Below are 1,342 nucleotides of genomic sequence, written 5' to 3' on the forward strand. Positions count from 1 at the left end.
TAATGGGGTTCCATACTTGTAGAATTCTATTATCCATGTGAACACGCTCCTTTAAATCTAATGTTTTGTGTAACAATAATTGTTCTTAATCATATCTAATCTTATCTTTGTATTTTGTATTTTCAAGATGTGGATGGGATAATGTCCATTTTTTCTCGGAAGTACTTCTATAAAGGATAGTTCTAGTTTTTGTTATTGGGTCTTGTTTTATATAGGTACTTTCGTCTATATAGTAGTTTCCGGGCATCTTGTCAAAATGTGCCTTTGCCAGAGAGAATCCACCACCCCGGGTATTGTCATAAAGATAATCACCAGATTTAGTCCTTTCTGGACGTTTTATAGCTTGTGCCCTTATTTCACTCCAAATTTGACTTCCAGAACATTGAATTGATATACCATCAGTAGGGATTAACTCTGATTCTGACATTAGTTCAATACTTCTAATTCCACAATGAGCTGGACTAGCTTCTGCAACTTTTAGATTAATAAATAGACCAGAGAAAATTATAGTTACAATAGCCACCAAATATTTAAAAAAAAACAAAAGCCTTTCTCATTATCCAATCTCCCCTTTGAAATTAATTAAATACCAAATGGATCCATGTCGATTTCTTGGACACAAAAAAGTTAAGTCTCTTTTTGAACGGTATCCATTCATGGAGCGTCCTGTATTCAGCGAATCCAGCCAAGAGAGAACCCACTCTTTACAGCTTTCGCTGAATATTTCTGGCTATAAATCACTACACATTATTACAACAGGTAAATTTTCCCCATATTCAGTTAAGATTCTTTTTATACCCATTTGATAAAATGGTTGTATTTCTATCTTTGATAATATCCTTTCCCATTTGTATAACATTCCTCTTCTGGTGGTTTCCCTCCAAGGAGATCCCCATAAAACGTATCTAATTCCATTTAGGTTAAGGCTTTGAGTTAAAATATTTCTAGCAAACGATTGAGCATAACTTGATTTGGGATTTGTTCTTACGTCTATGAGGTATTTAATTTTATATTTTATTAAAAGATTGGTAAAATGGTTGATATTTCCATTCTCATAACCAATATTATAAAAGGTTCTTATGCATTAATCAACACTATCTTTTTAATTTTATTTCCCAATTAATCTAATTATAACACTTCAGTTACTTTTGGACTACAATCTACAGATTACATTATTTACAGATAAATTACTTATATATAAGTTGTAAAGTAATTTATCTATTATATTATTTTATTCTTGCGTAAGTCAAATTATAACACTTCAGTGATTGAGTCAAGTATTTGTGGGCAGTTTTTTTCTCCCTAACAATGAAAGCGGATTCACTATTTTAGGGTACTCTCT

The 1,342-nt window shown here is 31.6% G+C and carries 2 protein-coding genes; both read right to left on the minus strand.

The genetic code is table 11. The features are described 5' to 3' along the window. Positions 1–85 precede the first annotated feature (85 nt). Positions 86–544: a hypothetical protein gene (locus tag AC3ASS_RS14315; RefSeq protein WP_488284161.1), complete on the minus strand. Its 459-nt coding sequence runs from the start codon at positions 542–544 to the stop codon at positions 86–88. A 186-nt stretch (positions 545–730) separates the two neighbouring features. Continuing rightward, a complete protein-coding gene (locus AC3ASS_RS14320) occupies positions 731–1,081 on the minus strand; it encodes a DUF488 family protein (protein ID WP_488284162.1) in 351 nt (116 codons plus the stop codon). Positions 1,082–1,342: the final 261 nt, after the last annotated feature.

This window comes from Bacillus sp. JST-5 (assembly GCF_057747715.1).